The 14,999-nt window shown below is 59.0% G+C and carries 15 protein-coding genes, 15 tRNA genes and 2 rRNA genes; 2 read left to right on the top strand and 30 right to left on the bottom strand.

Translation table 11 applies throughout. From position 1 onward, the window contains the following. Positions 1-92 precede the first annotated feature (92 nt). The 12 genes from VQ071_RS21755 to VQ071_RS21700 all read right to left on the bottom strand — a co-directional run bounded on the left by VQ071_RS21755 (position 93) and on the right by VQ071_RS21700 (position 10,292). Entirely contained in the window at positions 93-932 is an 840-nt protein-coding gene (locus tag VQ071_RS21755; protein WP_340516335.1) for a carbohydrate ABC transporter permease, read from the bottom strand. A gap of 22 nt (positions 933-954) precedes the next feature. After that, the gene (locus VQ071_RS21750) at positions 955-1,896 is read right to left on the bottom strand and encodes a carbohydrate ABC transporter permease (protein WP_340516334.1); all 942 of its coding nucleotides are present in this window, start codon (positions 1,894-1,896) and stop codon (positions 955-957) included. A gap of 121 nt (positions 1,897-2,017) precedes the next feature. Continuing rightward, positions 2,018-3,211, bottom strand: coding sequence for an EAL domain-containing protein (locus VQ071_RS21745; protein ID WP_340516332.1), 1,194 nt, complete (start codon positions 3,209-3,211; stop codon positions 2,018-2,020). 22 nt (positions 3,212-3,233) lie between these two features. Next, positions 3,234-4,706 (bottom strand): GGDEF domain-containing protein, encoded by a 1,473-nt coding sequence (locus tag VQ071_RS21740; protein WP_340516331.1) that lies wholly within the window; start codon positions 4,704-4,706, stop codon positions 3,234-3,236. A gap of 199 nt (positions 4,707-4,905) precedes the next feature. Further along, on the bottom strand, positions 4,906-5,559 hold the full coding sequence (locus VQ071_RS21735) for a response regulator transcription factor (protein WP_340516330.1): 654 nt from the start codon (positions 5,557-5,559) through the stop codon (positions 4,906-4,908). Then, positions 5,519-6,586: a sensor histidine kinase gene (locus tag VQ071_RS21730; protein ID WP_340516329.1), complete on the bottom strand. Its 1,068-nt coding sequence runs from the start codon at positions 6,584-6,586 to the stop codon at positions 5,519-5,521. The genes VQ071_RS21735 and VQ071_RS21730 overlap by 41 nt, the downstream gene beginning before the upstream one ends. A 12-nt stretch (positions 6,587-6,598) precedes the next feature. Beyond that, a complete protein-coding gene (gene liaF, locus VQ071_RS21725) occupies positions 6,599-7,243 on the bottom strand; it encodes a cell wall-active antibiotics response protein LiaF (protein WP_340516328.1) in 645 nt (214 codons plus the stop codon). A 165-nt stretch (positions 7,244-7,408) separates the two neighbouring features. Beyond that, positions 7,409-8,104 (bottom strand): PspA/IM30 family protein, encoded by a 696-nt coding sequence (locus VQ071_RS21720; protein ID WP_340516327.1) that lies wholly within the window; start codon positions 8,102-8,104, stop codon positions 7,409-7,411. A 4-nt stretch (positions 8,105-8,108) separates the two neighbouring features. Beyond that, complete coding sequence (locus VQ071_RS21715; protein WP_340516326.1) at positions 8,109-8,615, bottom strand: PspC domain-containing protein; 507 nt, start codon at positions 8,613-8,615, stop codon at positions 8,109-8,111. Between the two features lie 3 nt (positions 8,616-8,618). Continuing rightward, on the bottom strand, positions 8,619-9,284 hold the full coding sequence (locus tag VQ071_RS21710; protein WP_340516325.1) for a PspA/IM30 family protein: 666 nt from the start codon (positions 9,282-9,284) through the stop codon (positions 8,619-8,621). Between the two features lie 19 nt (positions 9,285-9,303). Further along, positions 9,304-9,606 (bottom strand): hypothetical protein, encoded by a 303-nt coding sequence (locus VQ071_RS21705; protein WP_340516324.1) that lies wholly within the window; start codon positions 9,604-9,606, stop codon positions 9,304-9,306. Positions 9,607-9,833: 227 nt separating this feature from the next. Next, the gene (locus VQ071_RS21700) at positions 9,834-10,292 is read right to left on the bottom strand and encodes an MEKHLA domain-containing protein (protein WP_340516323.1); all 459 of its coding nucleotides are present in this window, start codon (positions 10,290-10,292) and stop codon (positions 9,834-9,836) included. 179 nt (positions 10,293-10,471) lie between these two features. Between VQ071_RS21700 and VQ071_RS21695 the strand changes: the two genes are divergently transcribed. Both VQ071_RS21695 and VQ071_RS21690 read left to right on the top strand, forming a co-directional pair. Beyond that, positions 10,472-10,813, top strand: a complete 342-nt coding sequence (locus VQ071_RS21695; RefSeq protein WP_340516322.1) for a DUF3243 domain-containing protein — start codon at positions 10,472-10,474, stop codon at positions 10,811-10,813. 81 nt (positions 10,814-10,894) lie between these two features. Then, the gene (locus tag VQ071_RS21690; protein WP_340516321.1) at positions 10,895-11,851 is read left to right on the top strand and encodes a YihY/virulence factor BrkB family protein; all 957 of its coding nucleotides are present in this window, start codon (positions 10,895-10,897) and stop codon (positions 11,849-11,851) included. Positions 11,852-11,952: 101 nt separating this feature from the next. Here the strand turns inward: VQ071_RS21690 and VQ071_RS21685 are convergent, their stop codons facing one another. From VQ071_RS21685 to VQ071_RS21600, 18 genes are all read right to left on the bottom strand, one after another. Beyond that, the gene (locus VQ071_RS21685; protein ID WP_340516320.1) at positions 11,953-12,762 is read right to left on the bottom strand and encodes a formate/nitrite transporter family protein; all 810 of its coding nucleotides are present in this window, start codon (positions 12,760-12,762) and stop codon (positions 11,953-11,955) included. 245 nt (positions 12,763-13,007) lie between these two features. Continuing rightward, positions 13,008-13,093 (bottom strand) — tRNA-Leu (locus tag VQ071_RS21680). Between the two features lie 29 nt (positions 13,094-13,122). Then, positions 13,123-13,199, bottom strand: a tRNA-Arg gene (locus VQ071_RS21675). A gap of 11 nt (positions 13,200-13,210) precedes the next feature. Then, positions 13,211-13,284, bottom strand: a tRNA-Cys gene (locus VQ071_RS21670). Positions 13,285-13,296: 12 nt separating this feature from the next. Then, a tRNA-Gly gene (locus VQ071_RS21665) sits at positions 13,297-13,371 on the bottom strand. Positions 13,372-13,375: 4 nt separating this feature from the next. Further along, positions 13,376-13,450 (bottom strand) — tRNA-Gln (locus VQ071_RS21660). A gap of 12 nt (positions 13,451-13,462) precedes the next feature. Next, positions 13,463-13,538, bottom strand: a tRNA-His gene (locus VQ071_RS21655). Positions 13,539-13,556: 18 nt separating this feature from the next. After that, a tRNA-Trp gene (locus tag VQ071_RS21650) sits at positions 13,557-13,630 on the bottom strand. An 18-nt stretch (positions 13,631-13,648) separates the two neighbouring features. Then, a tRNA-Tyr gene (locus VQ071_RS21645) sits at positions 13,649-13,732 on the bottom strand. Positions 13,733-13,750: 18 nt separating this feature from the next. Then, positions 13,751-13,826, bottom strand: a tRNA-Thr gene (locus VQ071_RS21640). Positions 13,827-13,849: 23 nt separating this feature from the next. Further along, positions 13,850-13,925 (bottom strand) — tRNA-Phe (locus VQ071_RS21635). Positions 13,926-13,952: 27 nt separating this feature from the next. Next, positions 13,953-14,029 (bottom strand) — tRNA-Asp (locus VQ071_RS21630). A gap of 32 nt (positions 14,030-14,061) precedes the next feature. Beyond that, a tRNA-Met gene (locus tag VQ071_RS21625) sits at positions 14,062-14,138 on the bottom strand. A gap of 107 nt (positions 14,139-14,245) precedes the next feature. Further along, positions 14,246-14,320 (bottom strand) — tRNA-Glu (locus VQ071_RS21620). 16 nt (positions 14,321-14,336) lie between these two features. Further along, positions 14,337-14,429: transfer RNA gene (locus tag VQ071_RS21615), tRNA-Ser, on the bottom strand. A gap of 4 nt (positions 14,430-14,433) precedes the next feature. Next, positions 14,434-14,509: transfer RNA gene (locus VQ071_RS21610), tRNA-Asn, on the bottom strand. Between the two features lie 85 nt (positions 14,510-14,594). Next, positions 14,595-14,711 (bottom strand): 5S ribosomal RNA (gene rrf / locus VQ071_RS21605). Positions 14,712-14,873: 162 nt separating this feature from the next. After that, positions 14,874-14,999 (bottom strand): 23S ribosomal RNA (locus VQ071_RS21600); the annotation flags it as partial.

The following is a 14,999-nucleotide window of genomic DNA, read 5'->3' as shown; positions in this document are numbered from 1 at the left end:
TGACATCCCTCATTATAGAGAGCGCTTTTTGCGATAGGATGAAACAATATTTACTTTTTCTGAATTATTTTTACTTCTTGTTCGCGCTTCCATCAGCCCTTCACACCGCCGAGCGCGATGCCCTCAATGACGCTTTTCTGTCCGATAATGAACACGATGAGCAGCGGCAAGATCGCCGATACGGCCGCCGCCATGATGAGCGAGTAGAACTCGCCGGAGAGCGACGTGAACTTCTGCACCGCCAGCGGAATCGTGAACAGTTTGTCGCTGCGCAGGAAGATGAGCGGGTTCTGGTAATCGTTCCAGGTCCAGATGAACCGCAGAATCGCATAGGTCGCGATCGCCGGGCGCACGAGCGGCATCGCCACCGACCAGAAGATGCGCATATGGTTCGCGCCGTCGATCTTGGCGGACTCGACGAATTCCTGATGCACGCCCATGAAAAACTGCCGCAGCATGAACGTCCCGAGTACGCTGAAGCTGCCGAGCAGGATCAGGCCGATATGGCTGTCGAACAGGCCGATCTTGCGATAGAGAATGAACTGCGGCACCAGTATCGCCTGGCTCGGCACCATATAGGTTGCCAGCACGATCAGGAACAAATAATTGCCTGCCTTGAATTGTACCTTGGAAAAGCCGTAAGCCGCCATAGCGGACACCGTAACGGAAATGGCCGTCGTGACGACGCCGATCTTAATGGAGTTGAGGTAGTACAGCCAGAACGGGTTGTCGCCGAACCATACCTCTTTATAATTTTGCGCGGCATGCCAGGTCCGCGGGATCCACTCGATCGGGTAGGTGAATACGTCGCTCTCCGCCTTGAAGGAGGTGACGAGCATCCAGATGAACGGCAGCAGGAACAAAATGCTGATCGCGAACATAACGACGGTAAGTGCCGCCTTGCGCCAGCTGAGGCCGATCGTCTCGGTCATGGCCGGGTACCTCCTTTTGCGATTAGTAGTTGACCCATTTCTTCTGGGCGATCCATTGAACGAGCGTGATGACGAGCACGAACAGGAACAGCACGACGGCGATGCACGAGGCGTAGCCGACCTTGAGATTGACGAACGCCGTGTCGTACAAGTACCAGACCATCATCGAGGTGGAGCCGATCGGTCCGCCCTGCGTCGTGACCGCGATGATATCGAACACCTTGAAGGTGGAGATGACGTCCGTCACGAGCAGGAAAAAGGATGTCGGCGACAGCAGCGGGAACGTGATGCGTCTGAACTTGGTCCAGCCGGTCGCACCGTCGATATCGGCCGCCTCGTACAGATCGCGGGGGATGGACTGAAGTCCCGCCATGTAGATGATCATGTTGAAGCCGATCGAGATCCAGACGGAGATCATCATGATCGAGGCGAGCGCATAGTGCGGGTCGGCCAGCCATTTGGGCGGATTGTCGATGCCGATGCCGCGCAGCAGCTCGTTGATCGGACCGTAGGACGGATGGAAGAGCACCTGCCAGACGACCGCGACGGCCACGATGTTGGAGATATAGGGCATGAAGTACGCGACTTTAAAAAATCCTTTTAAATACACATGCCTGTCGATGACGACCGCGAGCACCATGGAGATGAGCATGTAGATCGGCACGGACAGCAAGAAAAACAGATTGTTGCGCACCGAGCGCAGAAAGATATGATCGCCCAGCAGCTTGTCGAAGTTGCCAAGGCCGACCCATTTGATGCCGTTCCAGCCCTGTACGAAGTTCCAGTCGGCCATGCTGAGCGCCAGCGTCGCCAAGATCGGCAGCAGCACGAGGACGAATACGCCGAGCAGCATCGGGCTCACGAACAGCCAGCCCCACAGCTCCTCGCCCCGTCCCGCCTTCTTGCGCTTTTTGTCCGCGTCGATCGCCGTGCGCTTCGTTGCGGCGGTTGCTTGAAGCTCCATGTCGCACACCTCTAATCCAGTTGAGTCTGTTGAATGACTTCATTATAGAAAAATACCGTCACCTCCCGGTGACGGTATTTTGATCTTCTACACGCTAATATTGACTTGTTGATGCTGCGTTTCATTCATGCCAGCCTATACGCCCCGGCCGTCCCAAATAATAGCCCTGCGCGTAATGAACGCCCATCTGGAGCAGCTTGTCCAGCTCCGCCCGCGTCTCCACGCCCTCCGCGATCAACCCGATGCCCATCCGGTCCGCGGCTTCGACGAGCGTGCCCAGCATATGCGCCTTGAACGTGTCCGCATGCAATCCGCTGACGATCGAGCGGTCCACCTTGATATAGTCCGGCTTCAGCTCGACGATCGATGCCAGCGAGGAGTAGCCCGCCCCGACATCGTCGATCGCGATCCGATACCCCTGATTCCGATAATGCGCCAGCACTCTCTGCACGGAGCCCAAGTCCCGGATGCTCGATCGCTCCGTGATCTCGAAGACGACCTGATCCGGCGTCAGCCCGTATGCCTCGAGCAGCGCCAGCGTCTTCCACGGCGCGAACTGCGGCGCGTCGATGATGCGCGGCGACAGGTTCAGGAACAGCTTCTGTCCTCGCCCGATTCGCGAGCTGCCGGAGATGGCCCGCTCTCTCGCCAGACGGTCCAGCGCATACTCCTTGCCCGCCCGCTCGGCGAATTCGAACAAGGCCAGCGGACCGTCGAATACGTCGGTCTCCAGCGGCCTCGACAATGCTTCGTAGCCCATAGGCCGCTGCTTGCGGATATCCACGATCGGCTGGTAGACGGACCGCAGCGCTCTGCGCTCCAGCAGCCGCTCCAATTCGCCGAGTCGCAGCGCGTCGTCCAGCGCGCCGTCGTTCATGCCGTTCTGCATCGCTTCGCGCGCCATCTCATGCAGCCTGCGGCCGGTCGCTTCCCCTCTCTCGAGGATGCCGAATGCGGAGCCGGCGTGCAGCGACATGCCGGGAGGCCGAGCCTGATTGGCCGATAGCAGCTCGAGCAGCCGCTGCTTGTACGAACGCGCCGCCAGCATCAGATCGCGTCTGAAGCGCCCGGATTCCTCTTGCTGCGCGGCAGCGCAAAAGAAGAGCATCAGATCGCTATGCAGCCACTTGATCGCATAAGGCAGCAAAGCGTCGCCGAAGCATTCCTGCAGCAGCTCCTCGGCCTTTCTTTTCCAATCGGCCTCGATCCATGGACAATCGTACCCGCCCGCACCGCTCCAATAAAAATATAAAAGGGCCGCCTCTCGATCCGCAAAACGGGAAATAACGGGCTCCGGATACGTGCCTAGCGCCATTCTGTCTCCTCCTCTGGAAGTGTTAAGCCTGCACCTCGAACGACGTTTCGAACGCTCCGCTTATGGCGTACGCGCTTCCCGGTATGCCTTTGGCTTTCTTTTTGTATGCCGCTGCGAGACGCGACAGCCCTTCGTGGCTAACGGTCCGCGAGCCGTCCCAGCAGATGACCGCGATGGACAGCGTCACCCCCGGCTGCGGCACCGGCTCCCCGTGCCGTCCCAGCACCGACGTCGGACGAACGCCGCCGTACATCAAATCGACCCCGGCATGGAATCGTTCGATAAATTCGCGGCAGCGCGACTCGGGATCGGCGCCTTCGCCGATCGAGATGAAGTCGTCGCCGCCGATATGGCCGAGGAAGTGTCCTTCGCCCTCCTGTTGATCCAACACGGCGCCGAGCACACCGGCGGTGTAGCGGATCATATCGTCTCCCGCGCTGTACCCGTAGCTGTCGTTGAACCATTTGAAATAGTCCAGGTCGGCATAGTACACGCAAAACGGTCTGCCCAGCCTGATGCGGGTCTCGATCTCCCGGCGTATGATATCCCCTCCGGGCAGGCCGGTCAGCGGATTGACGCGCCGCGCCGCCTCCGCCTGCAGCGTGGCGAACGACTCGAGCAGCGACTTGATGGTAACTCCGCCCCTGTAGCGCCCCTGCTCCGTGACGATGACCGTGTCGTACAGCTGCGAATCCGGTCTGTCCATCGCCAGCCGGGCGACGGCTTCCACCTGCCTGTCCGCTTCCGCGACGAGCGGCGCGTTTTCCATAATCTTGTCGATCGTTCTATTCCAGTAGAGCGGCATGCCGAACTTGGAAGCCAGCATCCGGTTCAAGCGCTCCCTCGTGATCAGGCCGCAGGGCTGTCCCCCGACCACCACGACGATGCTGTGACAGTCGGGATGGTCCTCGAACCATTCCGCCGCAGCCGAGACGGGCGTCGCCGGCGGCATGGCAGCCACCGTGGTCGCCAGACTCCCCACCGTCAAGCCCGACGCTTCTGCGGACCAGACGTCGACCGACTTGGTCTCCGATTCCTTGGGGGCCGTCTTCGCCGCCGTTTCAGCGCCGTCGCGGTCCCCCCCGCCCAGCGATTGCAGGGCGAGCGCCGCCGCCTCCAGCAGGCCCTCCATGAGGTCCTGATCGGCGATCCTGCCGCCAGGCCGCAGCGGCAGCGGGACATAGCCGAATCCGCATGCGCGGCCGGTATCCTCGGACAGCAGCCCGCCCAGCTCCGCCTCGATCTCCGAGAGCGCGCTGCGCAGACTGCGCTCGTCCTCCGGGAGACGGACCGCCAGCAGCAAGCTCCGATGGCCGTGCCAGCCCCATTTGACGCACGCCTTGTCCGCCGCCCACTGCTTCAGCTTCTTTTTCGGCCATGGCGGCAGCCCTGCGCTTAATCGCCCCGCCAGCAGGCCTGTCGCGCCGCCTGAAGCTCCCCCGGCCATCGTTTTGAGTGATGCCGCATTCAGAAGACTTTTCACCCACTTGCCCATGGTAGCCGCCTCCACTGACAACTGCTTCCTTCTCATTGTAAGATTGAATCGTTAACGCAAGGTAATATTTACCGTCGGAAAATAAAAAAAATGTCGATTATAGTCGATGCGGCGACAAAAGGGGAAAATAAATAAGCCGCCTGACCCGGGCGCGAGGCGCGGTTCAAACGGCTTGATGCGTCATCCTGTTGTCGGTTGCTTACTCGGCCAGTCCGTTGCGGTGCGCATAGATGGCCGCCTGCGTGCGATCCTCGACACCGAGCTTGCTGAACATATTGGTCAGATGGTACTTCACGGTCTTGATGCCGATGAACAGCTCGTCCGCGATCTCCTGGTTGGACTTGCCCTGCGCGATCAGCTGCAGCACCTCCATCTCCCGATCCGTGAGCTCCTCATGCGGCTGCGCTTCGCTCTGCGCCGGCTTCCTGAACCGGTTCATCATCTTGGAGGCCACCTGCGATTCGAGCACCGACTGGCCGCGCGCGGCCGCGCGGATCGCGTCGGCGATCTCATTGGCCCGCGACGTCTTCAGCAGGTAGCTGAACGCTCCCGCCTCGATAACCGGGTACATCTTCTCGTCGTCGAGAAAGCTGGTCAGTACGATAACGCGGCATTCCGGCTGCTGCTCGAGCAGACGGCGCGTCGTCTCGATGCCGTCCATGCCGTCCATGACCAGGTCCATCAGTACGACGTCCGGCTCGTAGGCTTTGGCCAGCCGCAGCCCTTCCTGGCCGTTGCCGGCCTCCCCGACGACCTCGATGCCGTCCTCGGTACCCAACACGGCGGCCAGACCGATTCTCACCATCTCGTGATCATCGACCAGCAGCACCTTGATCGGCATTTGCTCCACCATCTTCCCACCCTCTCTCTTCCGTCATGATCGGCACCCGGATCTCGATCCGCGTTCCCTTGCCCGGCGCGCTGGCGATATTCAGCGAGCCGCCCAGCTCGCTCACCCGCTCCTCCATGCTCACGAGCCCGTACGAAGCATGCTTCTTCTCCAGCAGGTCGAACCCGACGCCGTCGTCCCGGATCGTCAGCCTGACCGTCTCGCCTCTTCTATGTAAGGCGATGTCCATTCTGCTGGCACGGGCGTGCCGCAGCGTATTGGACAGCGCTTCTTGCACCATGCGGAACAGATGATTCTCGATGCCTTTATTAAGCGGCAGATCGTCCTCCATGTCCAGCGAGATGTCGATGTCTACCTTGGCCTGCATCTCCTTCACCAGCTCGGGGACCGCCTGGGACAGCCGCTTGCCCTCCAGATGCACGGGCCGCAGGTGCAGCAGCAGCGCCCGCATCTCGGACTGCGCGACGGACGACATCTCCTCGATGAGCGAGATCTGCCGCCTCGCCCGCTCGAAGTCCTGATCCATCGTGCGTCCGACGGCCGTGGCCGTCATCGCGATCGCGAACAGCTGCTGGCTGACCGCGTCGTGCAGCTCGCGGGCGAGCCGCTGCCGCTCCTCGACGATCGCGCTCATCCTCGCCTTGGCAGCCAGCTCCGTGTTGTTCGTCGACAGCCGCTGCAGCGAGGCGACCTGCTCCTCCCACTTGCGGCTGAAGCGCACGAGCTGCTCCGCGAGCAGACCGATCTCGTCCTTGCCCATGTTCGGCAGCGGCTGCACGGGGCTGCCCCGCTCCATCAGCAGCAGCGTATGGCGCATATGCTCGATGCGGCCGCGCGTAGGCAAGCTCCTGAACAGACCGAAGCCGACGCCCGCCACGATGAGGACGCCGACTGCGGTGAGGCCGAATGTAATGACGCTCGACCAGGACTCGAAGGGGGCCGCGAGGCCCTGACTCTCCAACAGATAGACGACGACGAAGCCGATCCCGAGGGAGAACAGCACGGCTTCGCCGATTTGACGCCAGACCATTTCGTTCCCTCCTCAGATCGGTCGTATGCGGATATTGCCGACGACATAGTACAGTTGCAGCTTGATCTGCTGTTGCTGACGGGCCAGGCCGGGCGAGCTCCACGACACGCGGCGCATCATGCCTTCATTGCCCTGACCGCCCGTAGTCACCTGTCCGAGCAGCACATTGGCCTCGATCTGCACGCCGTAGTCCTCGGGTACGACGATCTCGATATCGCCGACCAGCCCTTGCAGGACGACGGTCGTCATATTGTCCTCCGGCACTGCGCCGGTCAGATCCAGCCTGACCTCTCCGTACAGATGCCAGGAGCCCATCGACCGCAGTACCCAGCCGGGGCGGTCCTGCCTCATGTTCAGCACGAGACGCGGCCTGCTGACGAAGCCTTCGCCGCCGGGCCGGACGCGCAAATAGTAGATCGCGGCCAGGATCAGACCCAGCACGAGCACGAGCCCGATCTGGTTGACGACGAGCACGATGGCGCTGACGGCGATGACCGCGACCGAGAGCCGGCTGCGATCCTGCCGATAGCGCTCGATGCCCAGCCACAGCAAGATCGCGGCGTTGATCGTCGCGAAGCCCGCGATCGCGCCTATGGCCAGGTAGAGACCGGCCGCGATGAGCACCCACGACTTTCTGGACAAGTTCAGGTTCTTCATGTCGGCCGCCTCCTCTCCTGCACGATCCTCTGCGCTGCGGCGTTTTTCTTATAGATCACGGCTAGAGCCATAACGGACTTGGCGTCCGTTATGGCTCTCAGCGAGCATCCTTGCTAGCATACCACATGTTGCCTGCGGCGTGAATGCCGCTGACTTGCCGGTTCGTTATTCAGCCGAAGCGGACGGAGGCGCGAGGCGGCTCTTGAGCGCTGCGAGCTCCTGGTCGACCTTGACCGCCTTGGCCGGATCGACGGAAGAGGAGGTGACGGATACGCCGCCAAACGGTGCGCCGGGCAGGCGGGCGACGTCGGCTTCAGCCTCCATCTGCAGGATCTTCTCCTCCATCCGGTAGAAGCCGCGCGAGGCGTTGCCGCTCTCGATCGTGTGCGTCTGGCTCGATTGCGCCAGCTGCTTGCGCGCCTTGGCCATCTGAGCGCGGGCCGCCAGCTCGTTGCGCTTGTTGCGCAGCTTGTAGAACTCTTCCTTCATCTCGTGCAGTTGGCCGGTGAGCTCGGCGACCTGCGCGCTCGCTTGGCTATGCAGCTCTTGCAGGCTGCCCGCCTGGCCTTCGTAATAAACCTTCTCCTCGAGCAGCTTGCGGGCGATGCCTTCGTTGCCTGCGAGCAGCGCTTGCTCCGCTTGGCCGATGCGCTCCGCGGAGATGCGGACCGCCTCGTCGAGACGCTGCTTCAGCCGGCGCTCTGCCGCCATCTGCCGTGCCACCGTCACTTCGGCGTCGCGAATCTCGATCTCCATATCGCGAATATACTGGTTGAGCATGACAACCGGGTCTTCCAGTTTGTCCAGCAGCTCGTGCACCGATGCCTTCGTCATGTCCTTCATTCTTTGAAATACGCCCATTGTATTATTCTCCCTTCGATTGTTGTTCAAATTTGGTGATGCGGGCCTTGAGGTCTTCGATTTCCTTCTTGAGCGCCTTCTTCTCGATATCCTCCATCATCGCGTCGAGCGTCGGCGCGGTGGACGGAGATGCGGCCGCCGCCTGCGGAGCCGGCTTCGCTGCCGGAGCGGCAGGGCCCGGTCCCGGCCAAGCGCCGCCGGAGTTCCAGGAGGACGCAGGCGGTGCCGGCGGCCGCTGCTGCGGAGGCGTCCAGCCACCGCTGTGCGGAGGCGGCGCCCAGCCGCCTTGGGACGGCGGCGGACTGCCGAAGGCGTTGCCGCCGAAGTCCGAATCGCGAGGGATGATAAACCCGGCGATGATGTAGACGAACAGCACGGTACCGCCGGAGAAGACAGTCACGATGACGAGCAGGATTCGCAGCAGCGTCGCGTCTACGCCCAGGTAGTCGGCGAGTCCGCCGCATACGCCGAACAGCTTGCGGTCGCGTGTGGATCGGTACAGCTTGCGCATCGTTTACCCTCCTTGTTCCAGCTTGCGCTTCAGATTTTGCAGCTCGCGGTCCACGGCTTGGGAGACGACCGTGCCGGCCTGGTAGACGAGCTCCTGGCCCATGCGCCGCAGGTCCCGGAGGCTCTTGGTCTCCAGCTCCATGTCCGTCAGCCGATCGTCGACCTTGCGCAGCATCTGGGACGGATCCGAGCTGCCCGGCGCGAACCGGGCGTTCAGCCGCTGCTGCAGCTTGAGCGACTCCATGCGGGCAATGTAGAACTGCCTGCGGTCGTACACGCTGCGGTATTCGTCCCGCAGCTCCTGGAGCAGCTGCTCCAGCTCGATCAGCTCGCCGCGGCTTTGCTCGTACAAGCCTTGGTACCGCTCCGCCTTTTCCTCGTGGGCGACCTTGTCGGCGAGCGCCAGCTTGGCGGCCGCTTCCTCGCCTGCCTTCAGCGCCGTCAGCGCCTGTTCCTCGCGGCGCTGCGCCCATAGCTGCGCATCCTTCAGCTGCTTGTGCATCTGTTCAGTGTGGGCGGCGTACTGCCGCTGCAAGAGCTCGCACTGGCAGATCTCCTGATGTGTAGACCAGAGGAACTGATCGATCAGCTTGACCGGGTCCTCCGACTTCTCCAGCCTCTCGTTCAGCGAGGCGACTGTAATATCACGAACTCTTTTGGCTACGCTCATTGTTCCTATCCTCCTTCGCTTACCATCTGCGTGTACGACCCGTCTTGCCGCTTAGCATCGACAATCCCAGCACGATCAGCCCGATCGCCGCGACCCAGAAGATCACGACCGACAGCTTGCCCAGCAGCATGAAGCCGCCGATGATGCCGATGACGATGCCGATCAATCTGTAACCGTTGCGCCACGCCATCACCCCGAGGCCGATGATCGCGATCGGGATCAGCAGACCGATGATCCACCCGACCAAATGACCCAGCTTTCCGAAGAGAAGCAGTACACCAAGCGCGATCAGCACCACGGCCCAACCACTGTTCTTTTTCAACTCGTCTCACCCCTTTGCGTCGTATCCTGCTTGCTTTACCTCACAAACTCATTGTAAACGTTCGGACGCTTCCGGATAACGGACCCGCGCATGGAATTCGCCCTGGACTACAGTCGGGGGAGACTACGGTCTTAGGTGCCAACTCCGGCCGAGACCTTGGCCGCCGCCCGCTTGAACGCAGCAAGGCTCTGTCCCGACGAACGGGCGCAGAGCCTTGCAACCTTTCATTATAGAAGCGTCCAGCTCGGGAACATCGCCGCTTGTCCCCGGTACGCGCCGCCCTCGTCGATCAGGTTCCACACCACGGCCCGCTCGATCCGGAATCTTGATCCGCTCCCCGAGATTCTGACGCCTTCGTAATTGTCGGAATAGCCCTTTTGCCTGACATTGTCCATGAACGCTTCCCGGACGTCCCGCTCCATCGGCTCTGCCGTCAGCCGGGAAGGCATGGTAGTAAAAGCATTCCAGTCCATCTCCCATAACGTTAGCGCAATTTTGTTGCCGTAGTTCAGTACCGGATCTGCCTCAACGCCATGGGACAACAGCGCGAACGGCGCATCGTACAGACGCTCTGCCGCTGTCGTCCCGGGTGCCGGTTCAATCAACGCATGCCCCGTCGCCCGGCGATAGCTGTCCATGAGCAAGCGGCAGTGCCGCTCCATCCATTTGACGTCTTGCGGTTCCATCGTGACACGCTCCTTTTCTCATTACTCATTGTACTTTGGTTTCAGTACCGGTCAAGATGGACAAAAAGAAGTAATCGTGCAGTCGATACCGGCACTGCTCGGCAATAAAGCCCTGCAGCGGATAAAATATCCTGCGTGTGGCGCACAATGACATTAACTTTAATAAGGAGGCATACAAAATGAGCGAGTCCCAGCATATCATCGATAAGGAAGAGCAAATCGACACATCGAAGGTGGGTGACACGATCTCCAGGATCGACGCACCGAAAAAAGACCAGATCCTAAACGACTTCGAATCGTTCAAGAGCTATCTGCACAAGCGGATCGCGCTCGGCGAGTCGCTCGGGCTCTCCGAGGAACAGCTCGCGCAGGTCGCAGAGAAGGTCGCCGACTATCTCGCCGGGCATGAGGATCCGCGCAATGCGGAGGAGAACTTGCTGCGGGAGCTGTGGAAGGTGGGCGAACAGGACGAGCGTCACAAATTGGCGCATATGCTGGTCAGGCTGGCACAGCAAGCCTGAATATCTTGAAGCCGCGAACCGGGATCGGCCGCCGTTCTTCATCCGGCGGCCGATCCTTTATCCAGGCAAGGAGGAAGGAAGATGGACAAAAAAACGAAAAAAAAGACGCTGCGGTTTGCGGAAAACTTATACTGCCGATTCCAGGACGATGAAGTGCCCGCGATGGGCGCCCAGTTGACCTATTACTTAATCCTCGCGATTTTTCCTTTTATGATCTTCCTGGTGTCCCTGATCGGATTCACGCCGTTCACGACCTGGGATCTGCTGGATGCGACCAAAAAGGTGCTGCCGCAGACCAACAGCAAGGTGCTCGTCGACTGGATCACGAACGTCCAGAACAACCGGAGCGGCGCGCTTCTGTCCTTCGGTATTATCGGCTCGCTGTGGTCGGCCTCCAGCGGCATCAACGCGATCATCAAGGCGCTGAACAAAGCTTATGACGAACCAGAGACGCGGCCGTTCTGGAAGGTCAAGGGGCTGTCGCTTATCGTGACGATCGTCATGACGCTGGTTCTCGTATGCAGCCTGGCTCTGCTCGTATTCGGCCGGCAGCTCGGCGAATGGATTTTCAAGACCTTCTCGCTGCCCGACTTTTTTGACGAATTATGGGCCGTGGCGCAATTCGTTATCCCGATCGTCATCATCGCGCTCGTCTTCACGGCAATGTACAAGTATGTGCCGAACCGCCACTTGAAGTTCAAGGAAGTTCTTCCGGGAGCGATCGTGGCCACCGTGGGATGGATCGCAGCATCGGGCTTGTTCGCTTTTTATGTCAGCAACTTCGGCAACTACACCAAGACCTACGGCAGCCTCGGCGGCGTCATCGTGCTGCTCACCTGGCTGTACATCAGCAGCATCATTATCGTCCTTGGCGGCGAAGTCAACGCGACGCTCGCATTCGATCGCGAGGGCAAGACCAAGCCGGAGTGCAAGAAGTATACCCACTCCATCACCAACGCCTGGAACAAAACCAAAAACTGGCGCTCGCATAAAAAAAGCGGGAAGGAAAAAAAGATCCCCCCGCATGTACCTACCTGAATTGTCGTACCGAGCCGGAGCAGACATGCTCCGGCTTTTTGTATGCGGTGTCCGCGCCAAGCTGTCGGCAACAAGTTGGAACAGCTTATTTTTTCGAATCCTTAGTTCTGCTCGGCAGCCGGCTCCTTTTCTTCCTTGTGCGCCATATAGAACAGCAATCCCGTCAGTATAGCTCCGCCTGCCAGGTTGCCCAGTCCGACGGGGAGCCAGTTCCACAACAGCATATCCGCGACGGAATAATTCGCTCCGAGCATGAGCCCCGCAGGGAGCACGAACATATTAACGATCAAGTGCTCGAAGCCTTGTCCGAAAAAGAGCAGTATCGGCATCCACATGCCGACGATCTTCCCGATCGTGGAGGTCGAAGCCAAGCTCATGACTACGCCCAGCGCCACCATCCAGTTGCAGAGCATCGCCTTGACGACTGCAAGAATCCAGCCTTCGGTGCCCAAGTGAATATATGCGTTGGTCTTGCCCTCGGCTGCGGTGATGATCGTCTGGACGAGCGGATTGCTCATATCGTGGCCCATCTTCGTGATGGCCATCGTATACAGCGCCGCATACAACGCTGCGCCGATAATATGCCCGAGCAGCGCCCATCCGAAGCTCGAGAGCATCCTGCCGGCGGTTACCCGTCCCTTCAGCACGGCGAGCGGTATGGCGGCGAAGCTGCCTGTCACGAGCTCCAGGCCGAGCAGCAGGATAATGATGAAGCCGACCGGAAACAATATGGCGCCTACAATAGGCAAATTCGTCTGCGTGGAAGCCGCGTAGGCCAGCGTCGTCGCACAACCTAAGATGGCGCCTGCCAATCCGCTGCGAACGAGCTTTTTCTGTACGGACAATTTGGACTTGGCTTCTCCCGCGTCAATTAAATTCTGAAGCATCACTGCTGGCTTTACATAGTCCATATCTCTGTCCCTCCTGGCTGCTTCGCCGGTCGGATCGCTGTGTGCGGTGCCGGCAGCTATCTTATCGGTCTTAGTGTAGCGCCGGAGGCAGAGATACGCAGTGACAAACTTAACATGTACACGAATTCATGGATGCAGCAAAGACGGCTCATTCCATTCCCGTAAAAATAAAAGACAAAATTAAAAAACAGACAATCATTAGTCGATTGTCTGTCCTGATATCAATTGCTGCGTTATATTCGATATGGTGCCGGTGAAGGGACTCGAACCCCCACTCCCTCGCGAGAAGCGGATTTTGAGTCCGCCGCGTCTGCCATTCCGCCACACCGGCATAAAAATAATTGCTTGTAAATAAAAAAATGGCGCGCCCTAAGAGATTCGAACTCCTGGCCTTTAGATTCGTAGTCTAACGCTCTATCCAGCTGAGCTAAGGGCGCGAATATGAAGTTGGAGGCGCCACCCAGACTCGAACTGGGGGTAGAGCTTTTGCAGAGCTCTGCCTTACCACTTGGCTATGGCGCCAAGAAACTTAGATGGAGCGGAAAACGGGATTCGAACCCGCGACCTTCTCGTTGGCAACGAGATGCTCTACCACTGAGCTATTTCCGCAAAATGGCTGGGGCTCTAGGGATCGAACCTAGGAATGACGGAGTCAAAGTCCGTTGCCTTACCGCTTGGCTAAGCCCCAAAAGGGTGAAAATGGGGCGACCGAGGGGAATTGAACCCCCGAGTGTCGGATCCACAAACCGATGCGTTAACCACTTCGCCACGGTCGCCATATTCAGGAGTTGCATTGGCAGGGGCAGCAGGAATTGAACCCACACTAACGGTTTTGGAGACCGCTGTTCTACCTTTAAACTATGCCCCTATAATGTTAAGGTAAAACTGGTGGAGGATGATGGATTTGAACCACCGAACCCGAAGGAACAGATTTACAGTCTGCCGCGTTTGGCCACTTCGCTAATCCTCCATGTGACTGTAAAACAAATGGTGCCGTCGAGAGGACTTGAACCCCCAACCTACTGATTACAAGTCAGTTGCTCTACCAATTGAGCTACAACGGCATAATCACAAGATAATTCTCAGATGGTGGCTCGGGACGGAATCGAACCGCCGACACGAGGATTTTCAGTCCTCTGCTCTACCAACTGAGCTACCGAGCCATTTTACCTTCTAGTTGAGAAAGAAAATGGCGGAGCTGACGGGATTCGAACCCGCGGTCTCCTGCGTGACAGGCAGGCATGTTAGGCCTCTACACCACAGCTCCATGTGGGATCTCGGATGACTCCGAAGATAAGTTGGTTGCGGGGGCAGGATTTGAACCTGCGGCCTTCGGGTTATGAGCCCGACGAGCTACCGGGCTGCTCCACCCCGCGTCGTTAGCAAGTCTTACTATTTTGGCGACGTTTCATATCATAACCGATATCGCCTAGTTCATGCAAGCCTTTTTTTAAATCTTTTTTTGAGACCGACTTGATGAAAATGGTGACCCGTGGGGGAATCGAACCCCCGTTACCTCCGTGAAAGGGAGGTGTCTTAACCGCTTGACCAACGGGCCGCATCAGTAAGTAAACTGGCGGAGAGAGAGGGATTCGAACCCTCGAGACGCTTGTGACGCCTACACGATTTCCAATCGTGCTCCTTCGACCAAACTCGGACATCTCTCCATGATGGCTCCCCGAACAGGACTCGAACCTGTGACAACTCGATTAACAGTCGAGTGCTCTACCAACTGAGCTATCAGGGAATATTATGAAATTGTGCTGCTCAACCCTGGTTGTCCATTTCCAAGCTTAGATAGCCTGGAAATGAACTGCCCGGGCATGCATTCAGCCTGGCGACGTCCTACTCTCCCAGGACCCTGCGGTCCAAGTACCATCGGCGCTGGAGGGCTTAACGGTCGTGTTCGAGATGGGTACGCGTGGGACCCCTCCGCCATTACCACCAGACCTACTGTTTGGCATGTGCCATACAGCTGCTGCAGCTTGCAGAGCTTGCGCCCTGAAAACCGGATGCGAAACGAAGATGCGCTTTAGAAATTCTCTTGCCTGTGTGGCTTGCCGTTGCTCAGAAGCAGATGCTTCCGAAGCTGCGTTTGCGAGCAAACGCTTTAGGATAAGCCCTCGACCGATTAGTACTCGTCAGCTACACACATTGCTGTGCTTACACCCCGAGCCTATCAACCTCGTGTTCTCCAAGGGGTCTTACATACTGGGAAATCTCATCTTGAGGCGGGC

Origin of the sequence: Cohnella sp. 56, assembly GCF_037963805.1 — a bacterium.
Lineage (GTDB): Bacteria > Bacillota > Bacilli > Paenibacillales > Paenibacillaceae > Cohnella.
This window is presented reverse-complemented; position numbering and strand designations above follow the sequence as displayed.